19 protein-coding genes and 1 riboswitch are annotated in these 22707 nt (G+C 59.2%); of the genes, 7 read left to right on the plus strand and 12 right to left on the minus strand.

Annotated elements, in window-relative coordinates; translation table 11 throughout:
• Window positions 1-319 precede the first annotated feature (319 nt).
• From GSQ80_RS23055 to GSQ80_RS12085, 4 genes are all read left to right on the plus strand, one after another.
• Window positions 320-1375, plus strand: a complete 1056-nt coding sequence (locus GSQ80_RS23055; RefSeq protein WP_216850295.1) for a cytochrome P460 family protein — start codon at window positions 320-322, stop codon at window positions 1373-1375.
• Window positions 1376-1464: 89 nt separating this feature from the next.
• Window positions 1465-3195, plus strand: a complete 1731-nt coding sequence (locus tag GSQ80_RS12075; protein WP_158787871.1) for a thiamine pyrophosphate-dependent enzyme — start codon at window positions 1465-1467, stop codon at window positions 3193-3195.
• A gap of 134 nt (window positions 3196-3329) precedes the next feature.
• Window positions 3330-3517, plus strand: a riboswitch (cobalamin riboswitch).
• A 92-nt stretch (window positions 3518-3609) separates the two neighbouring features.
• The gene (locus tag GSQ80_RS12080; RefSeq protein WP_158787872.1) at window positions 3610-6447 is read left to right on the plus strand and encodes a ribonucleoside-diphosphate reductase subunit alpha; all 2838 of its coding nucleotides are present in this window, start codon (window positions 3610-3612) and stop codon (window positions 6445-6447) included.
• A gap of 33 nt (window positions 6448-6480) precedes the next feature.
• Window positions 6481-7623: a ribonucleotide-diphosphate reductase subunit beta gene (locus GSQ80_RS12085; RefSeq protein ID WP_158787873.1), complete on the plus strand. Its 1143-nt coding sequence runs from the start codon at window positions 6481-6483 to the stop codon at window positions 7621-7623.
• 525 nt (window positions 7624-8148) lie between these two features.
• Here the strand turns inward: GSQ80_RS12085 and GSQ80_RS12090 are convergent.
• Window positions 8149-8634, minus strand: a complete 486-nt coding sequence (locus GSQ80_RS12090) for a hypothetical protein (RefSeq protein WP_158787874.1) — start codon at window positions 8632-8634, stop codon at window positions 8149-8151.
• 451 nt (window positions 8635-9085) lie between these two features.
• Between GSQ80_RS12090 and GSQ80_RS12095 the strand changes: the two genes are divergently transcribed.
• Genes GSQ80_RS12095 through GSQ80_RS12105 form a run of 3 tightly spaced genes read left to right on the plus strand, consistent with a single transcriptional unit; the run spans window position 9086 to window position 10850 of the window.
• Window positions 9086-9556 carry a hypothetical protein gene (locus GSQ80_RS12095; RefSeq protein ID WP_158787875.1) on the plus strand — a complete coding sequence of 157 codons (471 nt, stop codon included), beginning with the start codon at window positions 9086-9088 and terminating at the stop codon, window positions 9554-9556.
• Window positions 9553-10452, plus strand: a complete 900-nt coding sequence (locus GSQ80_RS12100; RefSeq protein WP_158787876.1) for a TIR domain-containing protein — start codon at window positions 9553-9555, stop codon at window positions 10450-10452. Before GSQ80_RS12095 ends, GSQ80_RS12100 begins: the two co-directional genes overlap by 4 nt.
• A gap of 8 nt (window positions 10453-10460) precedes the next feature.
• On the plus strand, window positions 10461-10850 hold the full coding sequence (locus GSQ80_RS12105) for a hypothetical protein (RefSeq protein WP_158787877.1): 390 nt from the start codon (window positions 10461-10463) through the stop codon (window positions 10848-10850).
• A 64-nt stretch (window positions 10851-10914) separates the two neighbouring features.
• Here the strand turns inward: GSQ80_RS12105 and glmS are convergent, their stop codons facing one another.
• From glmS to GSQ80_RS12160, 11 genes are all read right to left on the minus strand, one after another.
• Window positions 10915-12855, minus strand: coding sequence for a glutamine--fructose-6-phosphate transaminase (isomerizing) (gene glmS, locus GSQ80_RS12110; RefSeq protein ID WP_158787878.1), 1941 nt, complete (start codon window positions 12853-12855; stop codon window positions 10915-10917).
• A gap of 166 nt (window positions 12856-13021) precedes the next feature.
• A complete protein-coding gene (locus tag GSQ80_RS12115) occupies window positions 13022-14545 on the minus strand; it encodes a hypothetical protein (RefSeq protein ID WP_158787879.1) in 1524 nt (507 codons plus the stop codon).
• 131 nt (window positions 14546-14676) lie between these two features.
• The gene (locus GSQ80_RS12120) at window positions 14677-15489 is read right to left on the minus strand and encodes a hypothetical protein (protein WP_158787880.1); all 813 of its coding nucleotides are present in this window, start codon (window positions 15487-15489) and stop codon (window positions 14677-14679) included.
• 115 nt (window positions 15490-15604) lie between these two features.
• A complete protein-coding gene (locus GSQ80_RS12125; RefSeq protein ID WP_158787881.1) occupies window positions 15605-16690 on the minus strand; it encodes an LLM class flavin-dependent oxidoreductase in 1086 nt (361 codons plus the stop codon).
• Between the two features lie 39 nt (window positions 16691-16729).
• Window positions 16730-16999 carry a hypothetical protein gene (locus GSQ80_RS12130; RefSeq protein ID WP_158787882.1) on the minus strand — a complete coding sequence of 90 codons (270 nt, stop codon included), beginning with the start codon at window positions 16997-16999 and terminating at the stop codon, window positions 16730-16732.
• An 18-nt stretch (window positions 17000-17017) separates the two neighbouring features.
• On the minus strand, window positions 17018-17881 hold the full coding sequence (locus GSQ80_RS12135) for an NmrA family NAD(P)-binding protein (protein ID WP_158787883.1): 864 nt from the start codon (window positions 17879-17881) through the stop codon (window positions 17018-17020).
• 19 nt (window positions 17882-17900) lie between these two features.
• Window positions 17901-18914, minus strand: coding sequence for a RimK family alpha-L-glutamate ligase (locus GSQ80_RS12140; protein ID WP_158787884.1), 1014 nt, complete (start codon window positions 18912-18914; stop codon window positions 17901-17903).
• 73 nt (window positions 18915-18987) lie between these two features.
• The gene (locus GSQ80_RS12145; protein ID WP_158787885.1) at window positions 18988-19422 is read right to left on the minus strand and encodes a DUF4375 domain-containing protein; all 435 of its coding nucleotides are present in this window, start codon (window positions 19420-19422) and stop codon (window positions 18988-18990) included.
• 96 nt (window positions 19423-19518) lie between these two features.
• Window positions 19519-19965, minus strand: a complete 447-nt coding sequence (locus GSQ80_RS12150; RefSeq protein WP_254059601.1) for a response regulator — start codon at window positions 19963-19965, stop codon at window positions 19519-19521.
• A gap of 132 nt (window positions 19966-20097) precedes the next feature.
• A complete protein-coding gene (locus GSQ80_RS12155) occupies window positions 20098-21840 on the minus strand; it encodes an ATP-binding protein (RefSeq protein WP_158787886.1) in 1743 nt (580 codons plus the stop codon).
• Between the two features lie 157 nt (window positions 21841-21997).
• A complete protein-coding gene (locus GSQ80_RS12160; protein ID WP_158787887.1) occupies window positions 21998-22696 on the minus strand; it encodes an outer membrane beta-barrel protein in 699 nt (232 codons plus the stop codon).
• Window positions 22697-22707 lie beyond the last annotated feature (11 nt).

Below are 22707 nucleotides of genomic sequence, written 5' to 3' on the forward strand. Positions count from 1 at the left end.
CGACGACTAATCCGAAACGGGCTCACGTCAAGTCGCACGAAATCGCCGACGCGCTCATGCAGTATTGCTTAGACTGGCGCTCATTTTTTCATTAGAATGTTGCGCATCTGTCGATCGTAGGACAGTAGGATCTAAAAGCCACCGTTGATGTTCGTGCGCTCCGACAGGCAGGATGAGATCGTTGGGTGCGAACTGCTCGCTGCTATATTGCCGCGCTCCCTGACAGCGGATGGGCGAACACGGAGATTGCAGTTAATCGCGATCGTTCCAGAGGCGGGTTGGGTCGGGCTTGAAATCTTTCTTCGTGAAGGAGAACACTATGCCTGAACTTATGAGGGAATCGGGAAGCGCGCCGAGGATTGGCGGGTGGGGCGGAGGCGATCGCCGCGTGGCGCTAAAACACGAGCTGATGCTTGGTGTGATGAGTGCACTGCTGGGCACTTTGCTTCAAGGTTGCACAGCGGACAAACATCCTTCCCAAGGGGAAACCAGTTTGGCCAATGCGGCCAAAGACGTCTCCATTCCATTGGAGGCTGGGAAGATGACGAATCCGGTGCCTGAGACCGACGAGGTCGTGAGCCAAGGGCAGGAAGTATTTCTTGGATCGTGTGCACAATGCCACGGTGCGGATGCGCGCGGAGATACGAACGTTGGGCGCAACATGTACCCGCCTGCCATGGACCTGAGTTCAGCCCACGTGCAGCACTGGAGCGACGCGGAACTGTTTTGGATCATCCAGAATGGAGTTCGCCTTACGGGTATGCCTGCGTGGAAGTCGAGCATCTCCGATGACGACACCTGGAAGCTTGCGCGTTTCATCCATAAGCTTCCCGGCCTCGGCGCTGCCTCCGCCTCCACAGCCATTCCGTCTCAGGAACAAGGCGTCGTTTCCGCGCAGGACAAGTACACTCTCAAAATACCGAATGGCCTCGCGTTCTCTGAGTTCAGAGGGTACGAAAATTGGCCGGTGATTTCGCTCAGCCATAACGGAAATAAGCTGGCTGCGATCCTCGGGAATTCTGTGATGATCGAAGCCTATAAGGCGGGCATTCCCGGTAACGGCAAGCCCTTTCCGGATGGCGCCAAGATGGCGAAGGTGCATTGGAACGCGAAAGTGGATGTCGGGGAGCCTGGTGCGCCGACGTTGCCAGACACCCAGCATGACGTTGATTTCATGGCGAAGGATAGCAAGAGGTTCGCGGACAGCGGTGGATGGGGTTATGCCGTCTTCGAGTATGACCCCGCCACCGATAGGTTCAGGCTCGGCAACTTGACGGACAAGCCGCCGCAGGGGAACGACGCTAAGTGCGGGTTCGCGTGCCACACGAGCGTCAAGAATAAGGATTACGTTTTCACCAATTACGGACACAGGTGAATCGGCAGGAGCGGACTGTACTTGTGTCCAAACTAAACCGTTGACTCAACGTGATTCAACTGCTACCGAAGTCACATTGGAGGTGCAATATGGCGAATGTTGCGGACCTGTTGTGGGAGATGCTGGAGAAGGCTGGCGTGCAACGCTGTTACGGGATCGTGGGCGATGCGCTGAATCCTGTGATCGACGCGCTGCGGCGCAATGGAAAGATCGAGTTCGTGCATGTGCGGCATGAAGAGTACGGCACGTTTGCGGCCGTGGCGGACGCGTATTTCACGGGCAGGCCTGTGGCCGTGTGCGGCACCGCGGGTCCGGGAGTAACACATCTCTTCAATGGGTTGATGGATGCGACGAAGGAAGGCGCGCCTGTGATTGCGATTGCGGGAGACGTGGAGCGGTCGCTGATCGATACGGCTGCGCTGGAAGAGTTGAACCCTTATAAGTTCTTCGAAGCGGCCTCTCTGTATGTTGGCCGCATTGTCGATCCGGTACAGGCGCGACCAGTAATTGCTACAGCCATCATGACTGCGGTGATCAAAAAAGCTTCGACGGTGATTTCTTTGCCAGCAGACGTTGCGGTATTGGACGCGCCATCAAGCGCTTCTGTGGTTTCGGTGCCGGTGACTCCAGTGCTGCGGCCAGCGGATGCCGATGTTGAGCGACTGGTAGAGATGATTGAGAACGCAAAGAGTGTGGCGATCTTCGGCGGAGATGGCTGCCGGGACGCACGTGAGGAAGTTCTGGCGCTGGCGAGTAAGCTGAAGGCGCCCGTCGGGTATTCGTTTCGCGGCAAGCAGTGGCTGGAGTACGACAATCCCCAAGCTGTCGGGATGACCGGTCTTCTGGGATATGGAGGAGCCTACAGCGCAATTCATGATGCGCAGCTCCTGCTGATGTTGGGAACCGATTTTCCTTTCTCGGAGTTTCTGCCAGGGGACGATGTGAAGAAGGTGCAGATCGATCGCGAACCGAGCCACATAGGGCGGCGTACTCACGTTGACCTGGGACTCGTTGGCGACATCCAGCCGACGCTGGCTGCTATTTTGCCGAAGGTGCGCGAACGAAGCGATACGAGCTTTCTGGAGAAACACGTGAAACAGACGCGTGACTTCGAAGAGCTGATGAATCACTATGTCGAGAAGGGGCCGGGTCTGAAGCCAATTCGGCCGGAATTCCTGGCCGCCACACTCTGCCAGCTAGCTGCAGACGATGCGATGTTTTTCGCCGACACAGGTACGCCGTGCATGTGGCTGGCGCGGCACATCAAGGGCTCAGCCAACCGGCGGATGTTCGGGTCGTTCACGTGGGCTTCGATGGCCAATGCCGCACCCAATGCGTTCGGCGCACAGTTGGCGTATCCCGGGCGGCAGACAATTGCTCTATGCGGCGATGGAGGATTTACGATGCTGGCGCTGGGCGATCTACTTACCCAGGTCCAGCGCAAGGCGCGGGTCGTTCAGATCATCTTCAATAATGAGTCACTCGACTTCGTCAACATTGAGCAGCAGGAAGCCGGCATGGTGCCGTTCGGCGTGGACTTCAAGAACCCGAATTTTGCGCGAGTAGCAGAGGCCATGGGCGCCAAGGGCATACGCCTGGAAGATCCCGGCGATGTGAAAGAGGCTCTATCGGAAGCACTGGCATACAAAGATGGACCGGTAGTTGTGGACGCTGTGGTCGATCGGTTCGCACTCTCCTTGCCATCGCACGTGCCACTCCACACGGCCGTGGGCTACACCTTGAGTTTTGCGAAGCAGGTGCTCTCGGGCCATATGGACTCGGTGATTAAAAGTATCGAGCATAACGTTGGCTTGATTTGAGAGATCTGTAATTGAAAACCAGGGTTCCCCGCTGAGGGCATTTGACGTTGTCCCTTGTACGGGACGGTATCTCCGTAGAGACCCTTGCGAAGTTATCCACAATAAGTAGCGTTGCAAGCGATTGTGCGCCTAGATATAGTGGGTTCTTCCACGGTCTCTCCAGCGATGGAGGGTGAAAAGGGAATCCGGTGAAACTCCGGAACTGCCCCGCAGCGGTAAGCAGGTACGAAAGCCAAATGACACTGGGCCTTAACCTGGGAAGTCTGGCGAGTAGGAATGAGCCTGCAGAGTCCGAAGACCTGCCATGGAAATATTCGCTACGCCTCCGAGGGGAGGCGAGGGTCAACGGCTGTCTTCGCTGCACGCGAATTTCCGTTGTTTCTTCGCACACTTCAGAGGCCAAGGAGACTCTCCATGGCCGCACACTTAGAAATTCCGAACTCACCCGTCCCCATTCTGGCGCCGAACCAAATCAACGGCATAGCCACGCTTAGCGTTGTGCGGCGAAATGGCATGCTCTCGGCATTCGATCCCTCCAAAATTTCTGTGGCGATTAGTAAGGCATTTGTCGCCGTGGAAGGCACCGGGGCGGAGGCTTCGCAGCGGATTCACGCCACGGTGGAATCGCTGACCGCGCAGATTGTTGCCATACTGTTGCGTCGTCATCATGGTGGTCAGACGATCTCCATCGAAGATGTGCAGGATCAGGTTGAGCTCGCACTGATGCGCTCTGGCGAACACAAAGTCGCACGGGCTTATGTGCTATATCGCGAAGAGCGCGCGCAGCAGCGGCGTACGCAACAGCTCGTCCGGCCACAGGAAACGACGCTCAATTACATGGTGAAGCTGCCCGATGGGAAGACGGAGCTGCTCGATGAGAACAAGATTCTCGAGACGATCAGTGAGGCTTGCCGAGGCCTTGATGGCGTTTCTGCCGTCGATGTGATGTCCGAAGTGCGGCGCAATGTGTATGACGGAATTCAATTACACGAGCTTGGCCTAGCGCAGACGATGGCGGCGCGAACACTGGTGGAGAAGGACCCGGGCTATGCGTTCGTCAGCGCACGGCTGCTGCTGAACAACCTTCGTGCGGAGGCGATTGGGTTCATTCTTCCGGCGAATGCGGTAACGACACAGGCGCAGATTGCTGTTACTTACGCGGATTATTTTCCAGAGTACGTTCGACGGGCCATCGACATGGGCTTCCTCGATAGGGAGATCGCTAACTTCGACATCGCAAAGCTCGCTGCGGCGCTGCGTCCGGAGCGCGACGGTCTATTTCAATTCCTTGGCCTGCAAACACTTTACGACCGGTACTTTCTTCAGAGAGACGGCGTGCGGTTTGAGCTGCCGCAGGCGTTCTTTATGCGGGTGGCGATGGGACTTGCTGCGCGCGAGATTGATCGTGATGCTCGGGCGATTGAGTTTTACGAACTGCTGTCGTCTTTTGACTTCATGTGCTCGACGCCTACGCTGTTCAACGCTGGAACGTTGCGTCCGCAGCTCTCATCGTGCTTCCTCACCACGATTGACGATCACCTCGACGGAATCTTCAAGGCCATCAAAGACAATGCGTTGCTTGCTAAATATTCGGGCGGGCTGGGTAACGATTGGACGCCGGTGCGTGGGCTTGGCGCGCACATCGCCGGGACCAATGGGCAGTCTCAAGGCATTGTGCCATTTCTCAAGGTCGCGAACGATACGGCCATTGCGGTAAACCAGGGAGGCAAGCGCAAGGGCGCGGTGTGCGCTTACCTGGAGACCTGGCACATCGACGTGGAAGAGTTCCTCGACTTGCGCAAGAACACAGGGGATGATCGGCGCCGGACACACGATATGAACACGGCGAACTGGGTGCCGGATCTCTTCCTGGAGCGCGTGGAAGCTGATGGGCCGTGGACGCTTTTCTCTCCCGATGAGGCGACAGATCTGCACGATCTGTACGGAAAGGCGTTCGCTGAGCGTTATACGTTCTACGAAGAGAAGGCCTCGCGCGGGGAGATGAAGGTGACCAAGACGTTGCGCGCGCTGGATCTGTGGCGGAAGATGCTGACGATGTTGTTTGAGACGGGGCATCCATGGATTACGTTCAAGGACCCTTGCAATCTGCGCTCGCCGCAGCAGCATATCGGTGTCGTTCATTCTTCGAATCTCTGCACTGAGATCACGTTGAACACTAACCAGCGCGAAGTCGCCGTGTGCAATCTCGGTTCGGTGAATCTCGCGAATCACGTTACGGTGGACGGGCTTGATGAACAGCGTCTTGAACGCACAGTGAAGACGGCGATGCGGATGCTCGATAATGTGATCGACATTAACTTCTATACGATCCCGGAGGCGCGGCATTCTAATCTGCGCCATCGCCCTGTCGGGCTGGGGATCATGGGTTACCAGGACGCGCTTTATACGCTGCGAATTCCGTTTGCATCGGAGGCTGCGGTAGCGTTCGCCGATAGCAGCATGGAGCGCCTGAGCTTTTATGCGATCTCCGCATCTGTCGATCTCGCTGCCGAGCGCGGCCGATATGCCAGCTTTGATGGTTCTCTGTGGAGCAAGGGAATTCTTCCGATCGACTCTGTTGAACTGCTGCAACAGAATCGTACACATACACTTCAGCTTGATCGGTCGTCCACACTCGACTGGGCGAGTCTGCGTCAGCGTGTGATGACGACCGGCATGCGTAACTCCAACACTATGGCGATTGCGCCGACGGCGACCATCTCCAATATCTGCGGTGTCACGCAATCTATTGAGCCGACCTATCAAAATCTGTTTGTGAAGTCGAATATGAGTGGCGACTTTACTGTAGTCAATGCTGCGCTTGTTCGGGATCTGAAGGCGCGGGGGTTGTGGGACGAAGTTATGATCTCCGATCTCAAATACTTCGATGGGGCGCTCGGTGGAATTGAACGAGTACCCGACGAATTGAAGCAGCTCTATGCCACGAGCTTCGAAGTCGAGACGACCTGGATCATCCAGTCCGCTGCGAGACGGCAGAAGTGGATCGATCAGGCGCAGTCGCTGAATTTGTATATTGCAGAGCCAAACGGTCGAAAGCTGGATGCTCTTTATCGTGAAGCCTGGCACTCGGGGTTGAAGACGACGTACTATCTGCGGTCGCGTTCTGCGACCCACGTTGAGAAATCCACTGTGAAACGCACGGATGGCAAATTGAACTCGGTGTCACCGAATGCTGTCAGCGCTGCAAAGCAGTGCGTCCTCGACGATCCTACCTGCGAAGCCTGCCAGTAAACGAACGCCTATACCGTCCTTGAGGAGTTACCTATGTCTTCTGTTCTTGATTGGAGCGAGCCCGTCGAGCCGCCCTCGACGCTCATCCTTACGCAACCTTCTGCTGCGGATATTGCTGGGCCAGATCCGACTGGGCTTGGGGCTATCGCTCGCGGCGCTGCGCGGGTGCGCGTGGATGATAAGGCGATGATTAATTGCCGTGCCGACGTCAACCAGCTTCTCCCGCTTAAGTACCGCTGGGCTTGGGAGAAGTATCTTTCCGGCTGCAACAACCATTGGATGCCGACGGAGATTTCGATGCAGGCGGATATTGCGCTCTGGAAATCGCCCAATGGTTTGAGCGATGACGAGCGTCGTTCTATTAAGCGTAACCTCGGATTTTTTGCTGCGTCTGAATCGCTTGTTGCGAACAATATTGTGCTCGCTATTTATCGGCACCTGACTAATCCGGAATGCCGGCAGTACTTGCTGCGGCAGGCGTTTGAAGAGGCTGTGCACACGCATACGTTTCAGTACATTGTGGAGTCGCTTGGGCTTGATGAAGGCGAGTTGTTCAATATGTATCGCGAGGTGCCTTCGATTACTGAGAAGGCTGCCTGGGCTATTCAGTACACGCAGCATCTGAGCGATTCAAACTTTGCGACCGGAACGGCTGATACGGACCAGGCGTTCGTGCGGGATCTGATTGCTTTCTATGTGGTGTTCGAAGGGATGTGGTTCTATACAGGGTTTGCGCAGATTCTTTCGCTTGGGCGGCGTAACAAGATGGTTGGGATCGCTGAGCAGTATCAGTACATTTTGCGGGACGAGTCTATCCACCTCAACTTCGGGATCGACGTGATCAACCAGATCAAGGCGGAGAATCCGCATCTTTGGAGTGAGGCGTTTCAGGAGGAGGTTCGGGGTATGCTGCGTTCTGCTGCGGAGCTTGAGGCGGCTTATGGGCGCGATACGATGCCGAATGGGTTTCTTGGATTGAGCGCGGCGCTGTGCGAACAGTACATGCACTTTATCGCCAACCGGCGCTGCGTCCAGATTGGGCTGGAACCTGTTTTTGCGGAGACCGAGAATCCGTTTCCTTGGATGTCCGAAGCTATGGATTTGAAGAAGGAAAAGAACTTTTTTGAGACTCGGGTTATTGAGTATCAGAACGGCGGTTCTTTGGATTGGAACTAGGTGCCCCCCCTCCCCCCTCCGGTCATACTTTTAGTCTAAAGTAGGGCAACGAAATGGGTTAGGGGAGAAAGTATCCCCCTACCTTCACCTCTTTTTGGCTTCAAAGTAGGGCAAGCAAAAGACTTTAGGGGTAAAGTCTGGCAAGCATTGGGGTTAGGGGTGCGCGGGCGGTGGAGGCTCGGGGTGGTGTTTTGGTATTTGGGGGCTACTTCTATTGTAGCGAGTTGATGGGGTAACTATGCCAAGTTTTGGAAAAAGAAATCGGCAATGGGGGCGCGGGCTTTGTGGGTTTTGGGGGTTGGTGGGGGCTTGACAGGATTTCGGCCTGAGGTCAGTGGGGGTGTGCCGGGCTAGAGGAGAGCAAGTCAGTCGCTTCGCCTGCGGCTTCACTCGGGCCGGCGGCAGCGAGGAAGGGCCCTTCGGTGCAGCACTATGAGACCCAAGGCTGAAGCCTTGGGGTACCCAGGTCCTGGGCGGACTGCGAGGTCCAGCGGGGACGGCGGGGGATGGGGTGGTGGCGGGGGGCTAGAGTTTGGGGAGGATGGCGGTGGCCAGGGATTGCTCGGCGGATTCGTTTTGGGTTTTGGTGAAGTTGGGGCCGTCGACGGTGACGAGGAGGAGGTGCTTGTCTTTGAGGACGTAGAGGGCGGCGGAGTTGCCGGCGGAGGAGATGAAGAAGGCGTCGCCGCCGAGGCCGGGGATGGGGACGAGTTTGCCGGTGGCGAGCATGGAGTCGCGGAAGGATTTGTAGTGGATGCCGGGGTCGTTGAGGGAGAGGTAGACGCGGGTTACGCCCTTGGGGTCGGACCAGGTGCAGTCGGTGGTGCCGTCGGTGGGGGAGCCGGGTTTGGGTTCGCTGAGGGGCGTGGTGAGGACGGTTTTGATTTGGGTGGGGGTGAGGAGCGTGCACGGTGCGGGGAGTTGGGCGTGCAGGGGTTGGGGGAGGGTGAGGGCGGTGAGGGCGAGGATGGCGGTGGTGAGGGGGAGGAGCCGGGGCGTGCGTGGGGTCATGGTTGGGCGCTCTGGGGGAGTTAGATGCGGGATGCGTGGACGGTGAGGGTGTTGGTGGTGTGGTGCGGATACCCCTGTACTCCATCCATTCGCAGAGGCGCGCGTGGATAGCGCGACCGGTGTAGATGCGAGGTTCGGAGCTCTTGTATCTCTCGTTTCGTTAGCGAACACACCCAATTGCTCTATACCCACTGTGAACAATCGACAGACGTGTTTCAAATGCGGTATAAGTACCTCATGCCACTTGCCGCACAATTTCTCTGTCCAGTGATTAGATTCTCTAGTATTTTCGGGCATTTTGGATACCTAAATGGGACTCCGAACCTATGTACGGGCATGGTGCTGTGAGAAAAAACAGGATTGACATTATTCACTTTATTTCGATTGCTCTCTTGACTGCTCATTCTATTATGTTTAGAATTTCTACAAGTTGATTGGAGGATATCTGTACATGTTGGATTACGCTGCGAAGGGTACAGTTGATTGGGACGGGAAGAAAGTTACGCTGGAGGGTTCGGAGGAGTTTGTCTCGACCGAGCTGGAGCGGTTCCGTAATGCGGCAATAGGCACCACCGCCGCAGCACCAGAAGCAGAGTCCAGCAAACCAACCGAGGATGGGCGCCCATTGACCGACGCGGCCTTCGTGGAACTGAAGAAGCCGGCCGATCATTTCGAAAAGATAGCTGTATTGGCAGTGAAGCTGGCGCAAGCCGGCACCACCGAGTTCACGGGTGACGATATGCGTCGCGCTTACCTCCGGGCGGGGATTAAGCCGCCGAAGGTCATGACGCAGGCATTGGTCGACACGAAGCGCCACAAGGACTACATCGAACCCACCCAAACACGGGGTGCTTACCGTTTGACCACCTTTGGATCGGATTTTGTTGAATTCGACCTTCCGCGTGACGGAAAACAAAAATGAGTGAACTTTCTACTTACATAAAACGCATTCCGAATTTCACTGAGCTAACTCGTCAGCCTTCGAAGCTCGTTCCATATTTTGCTCATTACTTGGAGTTTCAAGACGCAAATACGGTGATCAAGCCGAGCGGCGTGGATGCACTTTTTGACGAGGTGCGTGTCCGCCGTCCGGGAAACACCTCGGATACGATCCGCAAGTCCCAGATGTTTGTGAGAGTTCGCGGCGGTGGGTATCGATTGAGCCACGAGGGACGCAGCAAGATCAGCTCTTCATTGGAGCCTAGCGAACCGCCAGACCTTGCAAAGCCTACAGCGCCCAATAACCGACTCCCTGCACCAACCAACTCGCCCCAGTCTCATGCGGAGCTTCTTCCGTCTTCAGAAACTAAGCGCAATGTGATGGTCGTCTATGGGCAGGATGAGCGGTTGAGAAGCGACTTGTTTTCTCTTCTACGAGCGTTCGGTCTCAATCCGCTTCAGTTCACTGAAATGGCCCACCTAACTGGAAGTGCCTCGCCGTACCTATGGGAGATAGTAGAGGCAGGCTTCCGTCACGCTCAAGTCTGCGTTGTTATGTTTTCGCCCGACGAACTTGTAGAGCTTCGCCCGGACCTGTGCATTCCCGGGTCGGCACGTGTAGTGGAGTCGCAGCCCCGCCCAAATGTCCTGCTCGAAGCTGGGATGGCTTTAGCGCTTCATCCGACGCGAACCATCCTTCTGCGGATTGGTGCGATTCGCCCTATCTCAGATCTCATCGGGAAGCATTATGTAAATCTTGATGGAACAGCGGAAAGTCGACACAAGCTGCTCAATAAGTTGAAACTTGCCCAATGCGACGTCAACACTCAGGGCGAGGATTGGCTAAGTGTGGGAAGTTTCAAATTAGGTTCTATTTAGGAGTAATAATGGCCACACTCGAAGAACTCAAAGCGCAATTTCTCGTCAGCAGCAATCTCTCAGAGGCGAAGATGCTTTCGCTGCTTCAACTCGCTATCGCACATTGCGCGGTCGATTCCAAGGGAAACGTCGACATCAAATCGCCCAAACTAGCCGCTCGCGACAAGATAATGCTTGTTCTGTCCGCAAGGTATATAGCGCATCACCTCGATGAATCAATCTCCATGGATGTCACCGGCGATGAACTTGTCCGTAATGCGGGAGTGGCGCTAGACCAGATCCGCGCAAGGACCAGCGACTTAGTCCGAGATAAGCAAATCGAGACTCCTGCTCGGGGCACTTATCGTGTCTTAGTGCACAGGATTGATCCGTTCCTTCAGGGATTGAAGGCGAGCTGACCTCTCGACTAACGTCCTACGGGCACGGCCTAGCATTGCCGCCGTCGTCTAGAGCAGGGTTCAGCTATTCGACGGTCACACTCTTGGCGAGGTTTCTGGGTTGGTCTACGTCGCAGCCTCGTCTTACGGCTATGTGGTAGGCGAGGAGTTGGAGGGGGACTACTTCGAGGATGGGGAGTAGGAGCTCGTGGGTTTGGGGGATGTGGATTACGTGCTCTACTAGCTGGCTGATGTGGGTGTCGCCTTCGATCGCGATCGCGATGACGCGGCCGCTGCGGGCCGTGACTTCCTGGATGTTGCTGAGGGTCTTTTCGTACTTGAGGACCGAGCTGGGGTCGTTGGGGTCTTGCGTGGCGATGCAGACTACGGGGAGGGTTTCGTCTATTAGCGCGTTAGGACCGTGCTTCATCTCGCCGGCGGGGTAGCCTTCGGCGTGGATGTAGGAGATTTCTTTGAGCTTGAGCGCGCCTTCGAGGGCGATGGGGTAGTGGATGCCGCGGCCGAGGAAGAGGAAGTCGCTGCAGGTGGAGAAGGACTTGGCTAGCTCGTGGCACTGGTCGTCTACGGTGCGGAGAACTTCTTCGAGCTTTGCTGGGATCTTGGAGAGCTCGCCGACTAGGTAGAGAGAGTGCTCGAAGGTGACGGTGCCGCGGACTTGCGCGAGGTAGAGGGCGAGGGTGAAGAGGGCGGTGAGCTGGGCGGTGAAGGCCTTGGTGCTCGCTACTCCAATTTCTGGGCCGGCGTTGGTGGTGATGGTGCCGGCGGCCAGGCGCGTGACTGCAGAGCCGACTACGTTGCAGATGGCGAGGGTCTTGGAGCCTTTGGCGATGAGCTCGTGTTGCGCGGCTATGGTGTCGGCGGTTTCACCGGATTGGGTGATGAGGAGGCCTAGCTCGGAGGGGTTCGGGATGGGGTCGCGGTAGCGGTACTCTGACGCATAATCCACATCTACCGGGAGTCTCGCCAGGCGCTCGATCATGAATTTGCCGGCTAGGCCTGCATGCCAGCTGGTGCCGCAGGCGGCGATGGTGATGCCGGTGGTCTTCTTGAATTCCTCTGGGGTGATTTGCATGTCGGGGAGGAAGACTTTGCCGGTGTCGAGCGAGACGCGGCCGAGGGTGGTGTCGCGGACGGCGCGGGGCTGCTCGTTGATTTCCTTGAGCATGAAGTGCTTGTAGCCGGCCTTTTCGGCTTGGATGGGGTCCCAGGTGATGCGCTGTGGGTTCAGTTGCAGGACGTTTGCCTGGAAGTCGGTTAGCTTGATGCCGGAGGTGGTGAGGGTGGCGACTTCGCCGTCCTGGAGGAAGTGGATGAGGCGGGTGTGGTGGAGGATTCCTGGGACGTCGGAGGCCAGGAAGTATTCGCCTTCGCCGATGCCGAGGACGGCGGGTGGGCCCATGCGGGCGGCTACTAGCTTGTCGGGTTCGGCGGCGGAGAGGACGCCTATGGCGAAGGCGCCGGTTAGACGCGCTACTGCGCGGCGGACTGCTTCTTCGAGAGGGAGAGAGGCGGGGGCGGTGACTACGGCTTGGGACTCGTTGGCTTCTACGGTGCGGGTGCCGGGCGCAGGACTTTGGGAGGCGGCTAGCTCTAGCTCGTCCTGGATTACGTGGGCGATGATTTCGGTGTCGGTTTCGCTGGTGAACTTGTGGCCCTTGGCGATTAGGGCGGACTTTAGCTGGAGGTAGTTTTCTACGATGCCGTTGTGGACTACTACTAGCGTGCCGGTGCCGTCGCGGTGGGGATGGGCGTTTTCTTCGGTGGGGCGACCGTGGGTGGCCCAGCGGGTGTGGCCTATGCCGTAGGTGCCTTGGACGGGATCCTTGGCCAGGATTTCGGCGAGGTTGCGGAGCTTGCCGGGGGCTCGGCGAAGTTGGAGAGGGTGGCCGCCGCCAGCGACGGCGATGCCGGCGGAGTCATAGCCGCGGTATTCGAGGCGGGCGAGGCCCTCCATGATGACAGGGACGCAGGCTTTGGGGCCGATGTAACCGACGATTCCACACATAAGAAAGAGTGTAGCTCCTACGCGGAGGCGAGGGTTTGGAGATCGTGGTGAGAAAGGTTCGGGCAATGTTGCGCCGTGCAGAGGGTGGCGGGTCCTTCGGCTGCGCTGCGCTTCGCTCAGGATGACAGATCTGGGCGGGCGGGGAGAGTTAAGAGCTTAGGCTCGGTTAGGGGCGGGAGTCGTAGAGTAGGACCGCGGTGGCTGGGGGGAGGGTGGAGAGTTCGTGGTTGCCGGAGGGTTCGGCGAGGGTTACATGGGTGGAGTCTAGCGAGGGGGCGGCTAGGGTGGGACCCTGGCGGTAGTTGGGGAGGTCGAGGGTGAGGCTTTGGTGCGCGTCCTTGTTGATGAGGGCTACTACGCGCTGGCCGGTGGGGAGGGTGGCGGCGTAGGCGGTCGCATTGACCGAGCCGGGGTTGAAGTCGATGGGGAAAGAGGTGGCGCCGGCGAAGTTGTTGGCGAAGAGCATGCCGTAGGCTACGGGCTCGATGATGTAGTTGTCGCCTATGTGGGCGATGGGGGTGTAGTAGGGATGCGGGTGGGTGGAGGGGTCGCCGTGGGCGGCGGTGACGATTTCATCGCCGGGGAGGTGGCCGCCTAGAGAGTTGCCGACGTATTCGCCGGTGCCGCCGTGGAGGTTGACGCCGGCATAGCCGTTGCAGGCGAGATTGAGGAGGTAGTCGGCGGCCCAGAGCGAGGCGGCGAAGACGTCGGATACGCCGGGCTTGCCGCCGCGATAGCAGGTGTTGCCTTCGGTCATGCGGTAGGGGACGGTTTTGTGCTCGCCGGCGCTGAGGCGGGCGGCGGCCTCGCGGATGTCGTGAGCTAGCAGAGCGACGCGGGGACTGGGAGCGAGGATGTGGTCGATGGTCATGTCGGGGTTGGAGGGAGGGCCGCCGATGTAGTAGTGGTGCGTGAGTGCGGCGATGGTGGGCGGGTCCGTGAGGGTGAGGAGACGGGTGACGATGGCGGCGTACCATTCGGGGCTGCCAGAGGTGTCGGGAAGACCGAAGCGGGCGGCGGGGACGATGGCGCGGATGGCGTTGGCTTCCTCGAGCCACTCGTCCATGTAGAGCTCGGGCGACCAGGTTTTGGGGTCGCGGAGATGAGTCTTGAAGAGGTCAGGCTCGTTGCCTAGCTGGAAGTATTCGAGCTTGCCTTTCTCGTGGGTGTGGCCGAGGGTTTTGGCTACGTAGTCGGCTTCCTGGGCGGCGCGGCCGGGGGTGTTGGTGCCGAGGTTGATGCCGTAGATGCAGGTCCAGCCGGTGCGATTGAGGAAGCCGCGAAGATTGTGGATGGCTTCGGGTGTGATGGAATACGCCAGCGCGGAGGTGGGTTCGCCTACTCCTGTGCCGCCTACATGGATCTCGGGCGCCGGGCTGGTGGGTGTGGGTTTCCAATAGCCGATGTCGGAGGTGTTGCCGCCGATGCGGAGAACGCCGTTGGTGGAGAGGGTTCGGAATTTTTCGATGAGGGCGGTGTTTTCCATGGAGAAGAACGAGGGGTTGGTGAGCTCGTTGGTCTCATAGGAGAGGCCGATGAAGTTGTCGGGGATGCGCGGGCCGGTTGCGTCGGAGTGGAGCTTGAGAGTCGCTGCCGGGGTGGTGGTGGCCTGAGCGAAAGATCTTAAGGTGGGGAGAGCGGCGGTGGCGGCAGAGGCGAGCAGGAAGCGGCGACGGTCCATTGACTTCATGGATGGAAGCATACCCCAGGGCTAAAGCCCCTTTCTATAGAGGGGGTATGAGACCCAAGGCTGAAGCCTTGGGGTACCTGGTTCTTATGGGGTCCGCAGTTCACAAACGCGCGTCACGCGGGTGGTGATGATCAGGGCTGGAAGCGGTGTTGGGCTGGGGGGGGAGTGGCGGCAGCTTGCTTGACCAGGGCAGGGCGTGGGGCTGGGTGGTGGGCGGGCGCGGTGGTTAGGATCGGAGCAGGAGAGGGGACAGTTGGCTGCGACGCGGTTAGGGGCTTGGCCTGGACGGGGGCTTGTGTAGTGGGGGGGACCTGGGCGGATTGCGGGGCGAGGTGCGCGGCCGGTGGAGGCGCGGGTTGGAGCTGTGACTGGGTGTTGGTAGCAGGCGCGGATTGAATTGGGGCTACTGGCGGGACGGTGGTGGCGGTGGGGGCAATGATCGTGGCGGCGGGGGCGACGGGGCCGAGGACGAAGTCGATGGGGCGCATGGCGGAGACGCCTACGAAGATCATGGAGGCGACAAGGATAACGCCGCCGGGGATGAGGCGTTTGGCGCTGGCGGCGTAGTCCCTGACCTGGCCGTTCGCGTCGAGGGTGCCCTGGATGCCGACGAGAAAGAGAGCGAGGCCGACGAAGGCGAAGAAGAGGCCAGCGACCATGCCGCAGGATTGCTGGAACATGCGATTCTGGGCCGTGTGGAAGCCGAGGACGGTGGGAAGATTGGCGGTGTTGCCTGAGGCGTAGGAGTCGAAGTGGCGCTCAAAGGAGAGGGTGGAGTCGAGGGAGTAGCTGAAGATGTAGAGGATGATGAAGACCATGCACAGGGCCGCGCAACCCAGGGCGGCGAAGACGCTATAGCGGATCAGCGTGTCGCGCGGTGGTGCCGAGGGAGTTTGCTGCGGCGGGTCGGGTGGTGCGAAGTCGTTCTCCATGAGGCTTGGCACGAATGAGGCTTCGGGTATTGATCCTTGAGGACAATCCTAAAGCATTGGGAGGACCTGGCCCCAAGTAAAAGGTAACTGTGCGTGGTGGCGAGATGGAGAAGGTACGAAGTTGTTACTAGTGAGGCATTACCTGTGCGGCGAAGCGGGCCATCTCGGTGTGCTGCGGGGAGGATTGGAGGAGGACGAGGGAGCAGCCGGCGGCTTCGAAGTCGGCTAAGCGCTGGGCTACGGTTTCGGGTGTGCCGATGAGGCCGGATTGGAGGCCTCGGTTGGAGACGGAGTAGTCGCGGAGGGAGATTTTCTTTTCGAGCTGGGAGCCGGAGATCCATTGCTGGAAGTTGGCGAAGCCTGCGGGGGACTTTGTGGGGTCGGGCGCGGAGGTGATGCGGTCTACTTCCCTGTTGGCTTCGGCTTCGGAGTCGCGGACAATGCAGTAGCCGGTTACGCCGAAGATCATTGGCGGGAGGTGGGGGTGGAGGGCGCGGCGTTGTTTCATGTCGGCGATTTTGGTGGCGATGGTGGTGGGGTCGTCGCCGTGCATTAGATAGGCGTCGCACTTGGCGGCGATTAGGTTCTTGGCGGTTTCGGATTCGCCTCCGGCGTAGAGGGTGGGGAAAGCAGGGGATAGGGGATGGGGGATAGAGGATAGGGTGTCGGCACCGGAGTAGGTGCGCGTGGAGTGAGGCTTGGGGCTGAGGATGTTGTCTTCGATGTTGTAGTAGCGGCCGGTGTGGGTGGTGTGTTGTTGGGACCAGGTGTTGGTGAGGACGTCTAGCCATTCGGAGGTGCGAGCGTAGCGGTCGTCGTGCTCGTCGAAGGGGATGCCGTACTTGAGGGCTTCGTCGCGCCACCAGCTGCTTACTACGTTGAGGGTTAGGCGACCGTTGGAGATGCGGTCGATATTGGCGGCTTGCTTGGCGAGCATCGCGGGATTGTGGAAGGTGGGACGGACGGCTACCATCAGCTCGAGTTTTTTCGTGATGGCGGCTAGCGCGGCGGCGGTCGACCAGGCGTCGAGGCTGTCGGCTTCTGTGCCCTTGATGTCGTTGAGGTTTAGCTCGGCGATGAGGGTCAGGTCGTAGCCCAGGTCTTCGGCTTTGAGGGTTAGGTCTTGAACGTAGTCCCAGGTGGCGGGCATTTGTTCGTCGTCGATGTTGCGAAGCCAGCCGCCGAAGACGGGTAGCCAGAAGCCGTAGCGCATAAGACAGAGTGTAGAGGATAGAGGGTAGAGTGTAGGGGCTTAGGAACGAAGTTTTAGGAAGACAAGCGATGCGGCCGGATTGAGCAGCATGAGGAGCCAGAGCTTTGAGTTTTTCCACGATGCGAAAGGCGGCAGGAGCAGGCTGAAGAAGAATAAGCTAACAATTCCTGCCCGAGCGCCGGGCGTGGCATCGAAAATGTTCCGGTTGAATTGCGCGGGACTTGTCGACAAAATGAACGCCCACAAAAACAACGCCACCACTATGGAGAGACAGCCGAGGGTGTTGCCGATCGTGCGGTCCAGGCTCATAGGGGAGAAAGGCTGGGGCTAGACGAGGGATTGAATGACTGTGTCCAGCTCGGTGGCGCCGGCGGTTGGTTCTGTTCCTGGGATGCCGAAGTCAATCCATCCGGAGTTGAATGCGTCCAGCATTTGGACGCGGAGGGGAGTGCGATCTTCAGGTGTTCCCTGAGCGACGAACGTCTTGACCCACTCGTCTCTCGGAACGGCTACAGGCTCTACGCTCTTGCCCAGTGCCTTCGAGAATGCAGCGGCGATGTCGCGGGGGGAGTAGCGGCGAGGGCCGCCGACTTCAAGATGACGATGACCTTGCCACGTCTGGAGAAGCGTGTCTGCTCCGATTTTTCCGATGTCGCGGGTGGCTACCAGCGGAAATTCATGATCTAGCGGCTGGAGATAAGAGAAGAGTTTTCCCTGGTCCCGCGCAGGAGCGACGTCCCATACGGAATTTTCCATGAACCAGCCGGCGCGAAGAGCAGCCGTCGGCACAGACAGCGCGTCGAGGCTTTCTTCGAGCAGGTGGAGGGCGGTGATGAGGCCTAAGCCGGTGCCCTGCTGGGCGCCAATGGAAGAGAGATATACGACCTTGGCGGGCCGGGCGCGATTGAGGGCGGTTGCGAGCGCTTCGATGGTCTTGCGTGACTCGCGCAGGTCGGGAGAGGGCGCGAAGTTGGGAGGGATCATGGCGAAGACGCCGGACGTACCGCGAAAGGCCTGCTCCAGTGCGGCGGCATCGTCGTAATCTGCTTCGGTGAGTTGCGCTCCGCGAGCTGCCCAGGTGGAGGCCTTCGCGGAGTTGCGAACTATGGCTCGAACTTTTTCGCCGCTCGCAATGAGTTGATCGGCGATGGCTCCGCCGACCTGACCGGTGATTCCCATGATGGCGTACATGTTTTCTCCGTTCTGGAGCTTAGAGAGTCATATCCGCAGTAGTGGTGATGTTGGCTTCGGATTCCAGCCAGTCGGCTAGCTTGGCGAAGGGGTCGAAGCCCAAGACGTTGGGGCCGTCGGCTACGAAGTTGCTCAAGGCGTTTACGTCGTAGTAGTAGCGTTGGCCGTCGCGGCTGTCGGTGATGTATTCGATGCCGCCGATGTTGATGCCAGAGTGGCGCATGAGGAGTTCTACGTCGGCGATGGCGTCGGCGGGGGGCGTGTAGGCTTCTACCGTGATGCCGGACTTGGGGGCGTCGATGGCGCAGGCTCCGCGGGCTAGATCTGTGCCGGTGGTGGTGCGGCAGATGTCGGCGGGGCAGAGGTCGAAGGTTTCGCCAGTGATGTGGACCTTGATGGCGTAGAGGTATTTGCCGTTGAGGACTTCCACTCGGACTATGTGGGAGCCTTCTGCGGGGATGAACTCCTGGACCAGGGCGGTGGAGTCGAGGCCGAACTGGAGGGCGTCGGGGGTGCCGGGGTCTCGCGCGATCGCGGCCTGGAGCTGGGAGAGGCCGTCGAAGCGCTTGACGCCTGCGCCAGAGCCGCCGATGTTCGGCTTGACTACTATTGGCCAGCGGAGACCTACTACTGCTTCTTCGGCTTGCGCTGCGCGGTGGATCACGCGGGCTTTCGGGTAGGGGATGTTTAGCTTGTCCATGAGGACTAGCTGGCCGGCTTTGCTTAGCTCGGAGGCGAAGGCTTTGAAGCCGTTGATGACTTTTACGCCTCGGGACTCGAGGTGCTCGAGGAAGCTGAGGGTGTAGAAGATCTGGTCGCCGTGGTCGCGGTTCCACGCAGAGGGGCTCATGCGGTTGAAGACCAGGGAATATTTTTCTTCGGGATGGTCTTCGGGCGCGAAGAAGTGGTCGGGGGCGTAGAGCTTTACGTAGGGGGTTCCGCGGCGGTCTAGCTCGGCGAAGAGGGGTTTGAACCAGTGGGGCTGCTCGTAGTAGATGGCGATGGGGAGGGCGTTAGTGTGGGTAGTCGACATGGAATTACAGGATAAGACGTTGGGAGGGGTTGTGGGGATGCGAATATGTGGCGCCGATTGCCTTTCAACGAGATCAATGGGCAGTAAGGAATGCTTGGGCCGCTGATTCGAAACCGCCGTTTTCTGACGATATCAGGGCGATAAACTTGTTATTGATTGTATTGAGAACCTTCGGGTCAACCAGTTTCAGCTTTCCCTGTCGTTGGCTTCGTTCGCGAGGATATGGTGTCCCAAGCAGTGTAGCGGCCTGTTGGAGGAGCGCGGCCGTCTGTGGCATGTTGACTGCTTCCATTCCGGAAATCGCTTCTGGACTGAGGACGCCGGTGCTATTAGAGAAGAACTGTTGGAAGCCACCATTGCAAATTTCCGACTGAGCAAAGTGAGCTGCATACAGCAACCCAACATTTCGATCGGCCCTTGCGAAAGTCCGAAGGAACACCTCGGGGCCCTGATAGATTTCGATCAGATCGCTCGCTCTAACGAAAGAAAGATCCTGTTCGTATGACATGTATTCCTTTTAGGGCGCTGCTGTGCGGGGGTTCATGCTGTAGCCCACCTTAGGCGCAAAGAACGCGCCGAAGATGGTGCACCCGAGGGTGCCGAGCTATTCCTGGCGAAGGTGTTTGATTAGCTGGGTGGGGTGGAGGGGTTTGGCCAGGAGCTCGAAGTGGTAGCCGCGGACGCGGGCACGGGCCAGGATTTCGACCGTCGCTGCCTGTCCGCTGAAGAGGACGATGCGGGCTTCGGGGAGGAACTTCTGGATGGTGATCGCGGCTTCGACGCCGTCGATGTGGGGCATGAGGACGTCGGAGAGGATGAGCTCGGGGTTGATGCGGCGGGCGGCGTCGATGGCTTCCCTGCCCCCGTAGGCGGCTTCGGCGATGAAGCCGTTGCGGTTGAGGATTTGAACGATGGTGTCGGCGATGAGAGGTTCGTCGTCTACGACGAGGATTCGAGTGGGAGATGTCGCGAGTACGCTGTCACCGTCCGCTTGTGAGGTTGCGGTGGACATAGTTTCGCGCGCGTCGCTGGAAAGAAAAGTGTTGTGCATGGGGGCCCTGTACTGTTTGCGGATTGCTGGCTTGAGTGTAGCGAACTCGGTGAGCCAACACAAAACAGGTCGGGTTTTTCCATCGATAGGCGATAGAAAGAAATGAGGGTAAACGAAAGGGGCTCTATGCGGTTAGGCGCGAAGCGGAGGAGTGGAGGCTGTGCGGGGCGGGGGAATGTGAACGGGGAGAACGACGCGGAAGATGGTTCCGGAGGGGTCGCCGGTGCGGGTGTGGAAGCAAATTGTGCCGCCTTGTTTTTCGACAAATCCACGGGTAACCCAGAGGCCGAGGCCGGTGCCGACTGAAAGCTTGGTGGTGAAGAACGGAGAGAAGATGCGGGCGCGCGCGGTGGGAGAGATGCCGGAGCCTTCGTCGCAGATCAGGATGGAGACGGCTTCCTGGCCGCCGCCGAATTTGGCGCCGTGGAGATGGCGGCCACGGATGTGGATGCGGCCGGGCTTCAGCATGGGGTAGGTGAAGGCGTCGATGGCGTTGACGATGAGGTTGGAGAAGACCTGGCGGATCTCGCCCTGGAGGCCGTGGATGCAGAGGTCGGGCTCGAGGTCGAGGGTGCAGCTGATTTTGCGGGTGACCATCTTGCGTTCGAAGAGGTCGACGACGCTGTGGAGGAGGTCATTGAGTTTGATTTCGATGGGGCGGGTGGTGTCGCGGTAGAAGCCGAGGGTCTGCTGGGCGATCTGGGCGACGCGCGCAAGCTCGGCGTCGGCGGTTTCGAGCAGCTGCTGGACAGGTTCGGGGACGTCGGGGTCGGTGCGGGAGAGGTAGATGAGGTTGGTGACGGCTTCGAGGGGGTTATTGATCTCGTGGGCGATGGTGGCGGCTAGGCGGCCGGTGGCGGCGAGCTTTTCGCTTTGGCGGAGGGCAGTCTCCTGAGTTTTGCGGGTGGTGATGTCCTGCACGGTGCCGACCATGCCGATGATGTCGGGGGAGTTGGGAGCGAAGGTGGCATTGCCGCTGGCGGAGAGCCAGGTCTGGATGCCGTCGGGCGACTCGACGCGATATTCAGCGGTGTAGATGCCGCCGGTTTCGAGGAACCTCTCCAGGTTTTCGGCGGTGTAGGCCTGGTCTTCGATGGCGACGACGCGTTTGCGCAGGGCGGTGCGGGTGATGGGGGCGTGGGGCTCGGCGTGGAAGAGGTAGGCGGCGCGCTCGTCGAGGTCGAGGAGGTCGGTGGCGCGATCCCAGGTCCAGGTGCCGAGCTGGGCGGCGTCGAGGGCCTGGCGGAGGCGTTCGGAGGTCTCGCGCTGGAGGGCGCGGGCGGCGTCGACCTGGGAGATCTCGTAGGTGAGGTTTTCGGAGAGGCGAAGGTTGTCGATGGCGACGGCGGCCTGGGAGGCGATGGTGGCGACGAGGTCTTCGCTGGCGGGGGTAAAGCTGTCGACGTCAGGATGGCCGTAGATGAGGCAGCCGAGGCTCTCGCCGGCGCGGCTGCGGACGGGGACGGAGAGATAGCTGCGAACGGGAGGGTGATTCGGGGAGAGAGCAGCGAAGGGAAGATTTTCGGTAAAGCGGGGGTCGCGGGTGATGTCGGGCGAGCGGACGATTAGCTGATTGAGGAAGCTGTCCTTGGGGATTTCGGTGCAGTGAGGCTCGGGAACGGTGGCGAAGATGTTGAGGTCGGGGCCGGCTTCTTTATAGAGGCTGTAGGACTTATCGTTGTCGCCGATGTTGTTGTAAAAGAAGGCGCCGTAGCGGGCGCTGCAAAGATGCAGCCCGGCGTCAAGAGCGGCCTGGACGATCACGTCGAGAGAGCGCTCCGAGGCGAGCAGAATGCCTGTCTCGACAAGGAGACGGAGGCGCTGTTCGTTCTGCGAACCGTCGGGCGAAAAAGCCTTTGTGGAGTCGGATCCCATCGATCTGTTTGGATGCAACGTGGAGAAGTTCAGCCGTATGTCTGCTACTAATCGTACGCCTGGGGCTTAGATGGCCGATGGCGACAGCAGCGCGCTTTGAGTCGGTCGAATAGGCCGAATTTGGCTGCTTATTGGGGAAACGCCAGGGCGGTCGGAGCTAGTTGCCGAAGTGCCAGTTGACGCCGGCGCTGACCTGGGTATCTTTCTGCTGATTAGTGCCGCCGTTGGGGAGCTCGGTAACGAAGTAGTGGGCCATGACGCGGAGCTCGAAGCGGTGATAGAGGTTGTAGTTGACGCCGCCGCCGAAGGCGTAAGTGAAGCCGGTTGCGGTGCTGGTGAGGGTGTTGGTCTTGGGGCCGAGGGGTCCGGTGGGATAAAGGCCGTCGCTGGCGTGGGTGATGCCGACGAGGCCTTCGCCGAAGATGCTTGCCCTGCGGCTCCAGACGGTGGGGGAGACGTGGCCAAAGCTGTAGGTGTAGCGGCCGCCGAAGAGGAAGCTGGCCTGGTGGATGTCGATTTCGGTGCGAAGGTTGGTGACGGCCATGCCGTTGAGGGAGACGACGGGCCCGATGCCGTGGAAGGGCGAGTACGCGACGTCGACCGTGGCGCCGCGCATATAGAAGTTGTCGGTGGAGGCGGCGCCGACGAACTTGGTGCGCATCTGGGTGTAGGTAAGGCCGAGATCGATGGGGGCCTGGGCATGGGCTGCGGGAAGGAAGGCAGCGAAGGACAGGAGGAGAAGAAGTGTAGTCGCAATCCGGCGGAGAGCGTTGGCCAGGAAAGGCGCTGACGCGTGGACCGCGTGCGTTGCTGGGCGGTGGGTTGCGGTCCGGATTGCTGAAGCTGTCTGACGCATGCCGAAAGTTG

Origin of the sequence: Granulicella sp. L46 (assembly GCF_009765785.1) — a bacterium.
GTDB lineage: Bacteria > Acidobacteriota > Terriglobia > Terriglobales > Acidobacteriaceae > Granulicella.

Excerpts from the sequence above, each read along its gene's own strand:
- GSQ80_RS12125 (WP_158787881.1), bottom strand. The coding sequence starts at position 16,690 with ATGCGCTACGGCTTCTGGCTACCCGTCTTCGGCGGCTGGCTTCGCAAC.
- GSQ80_RS23055 (WP_216850295.1), top strand. The coding sequence starts at position 320 with ATGCCTGAACTTATGAGGGAATCGGGAAGCGCGCCGAGGATTGGCGGG.
- GSQ80_RS12095 (WP_158787875.1), top strand. The coding sequence starts at position 9,086 with ATGTTGGATTACGCTGCGAAGGGTACAGTTGATTGGGACGGGAAGAAA.
- GSQ80_RS12100 (WP_158787876.1), top strand. The coding sequence starts at position 9,553 with ATGAGTGAACTTTCTACTTACATAAAACGCATTCCGAATTTCACTGAG.
- GSQ80_RS12080 (WP_158787872.1), top strand. The coding sequence starts at position 3,610 with ATGGCCGCACACTTAGAAATTCCGAACTCACCCGTCCCCATTCTGGCG.
- GSQ80_RS12155 (WP_158787886.1), bottom strand. The coding sequence starts at position 21,840 with ATGGGATCCGACTCCACAAAGGCTTTTTCGCCCGACGGTTCGCAGAAC.
- GSQ80_RS12150 (WP_254059601.1), bottom strand. The coding sequence starts at position 19,965 with ATGCACAACACTTTTCTTTCCAGCGACGCGCGCGAAACTATGTCCACC.
- GSQ80_RS12135 (WP_158787883.1), bottom strand. The coding sequence starts at position 17,881 with ATGTACGCCATCATGGGAATCACCGGTCAGGTCGGCGGAGCCATCGCC.
- GSQ80_RS12105 (WP_158787877.1), top strand. The coding sequence starts at position 10,461 with ATGGCCACACTCGAAGAACTCAAAGCGCAATTTCTCGTCAGCAGCAAT.
- GSQ80_RS12075 (WP_158787871.1), top strand. The coding sequence starts at position 1,465 with ATGGCGAATGTTGCGGACCTGTTGTGGGAGATGCTGGAGAAGGCTGGC.
- glmS (WP_158787878.1), bottom strand. The coding sequence starts at position 12,855 with ATGTGTGGAATCGTCGGTTACATCGGCCCCAAAGCCTGCGTCCCTGTC.
- GSQ80_RS12140 (WP_158787884.1), bottom strand. The coding sequence starts at position 18,914 with ATGTCGACTACCCACACTAACGCCCTCCCCATCGCCATCTACTACGAG.
- GSQ80_RS12130 (WP_158787882.1), bottom strand. The coding sequence starts at position 16,999 with ATGAGCCTGGACCGCACGATCGGCAACACCCTCGGCTGTCTCTCCATA.
- GSQ80_RS12090 (WP_158787874.1), bottom strand. The coding sequence starts at position 8,634 with ATGACCCCACGCACGCCCCGGCTCCTCCCCCTCACCACCGCCATCCTC.
- GSQ80_RS12145 (WP_158787885.1), bottom strand. The coding sequence starts at position 19,422 with ATGTCATACGAACAGGATCTTTCTTTCGTTAGAGCGAGCGATCTGATC.
- GSQ80_RS12085 (WP_158787873.1), top strand. The coding sequence starts at position 6,481 with ATGTCTTCTGTTCTTGATTGGAGCGAGCCCGTCGAGCCGCCCTCGACG.
- GSQ80_RS12160 (WP_158787887.1), bottom strand. The coding sequence starts at position 22,696 with ATGCGTCAGACAGCTTCAGCAATCCGGACCGCAACCCACCGCCCAGCA.
- GSQ80_RS12115 (WP_158787879.1), bottom strand. The coding sequence starts at position 14,545 with ATGAAGTCAATGGACCGTCGCCGCTTCCTGCTCGCCTCTGCCGCCACC.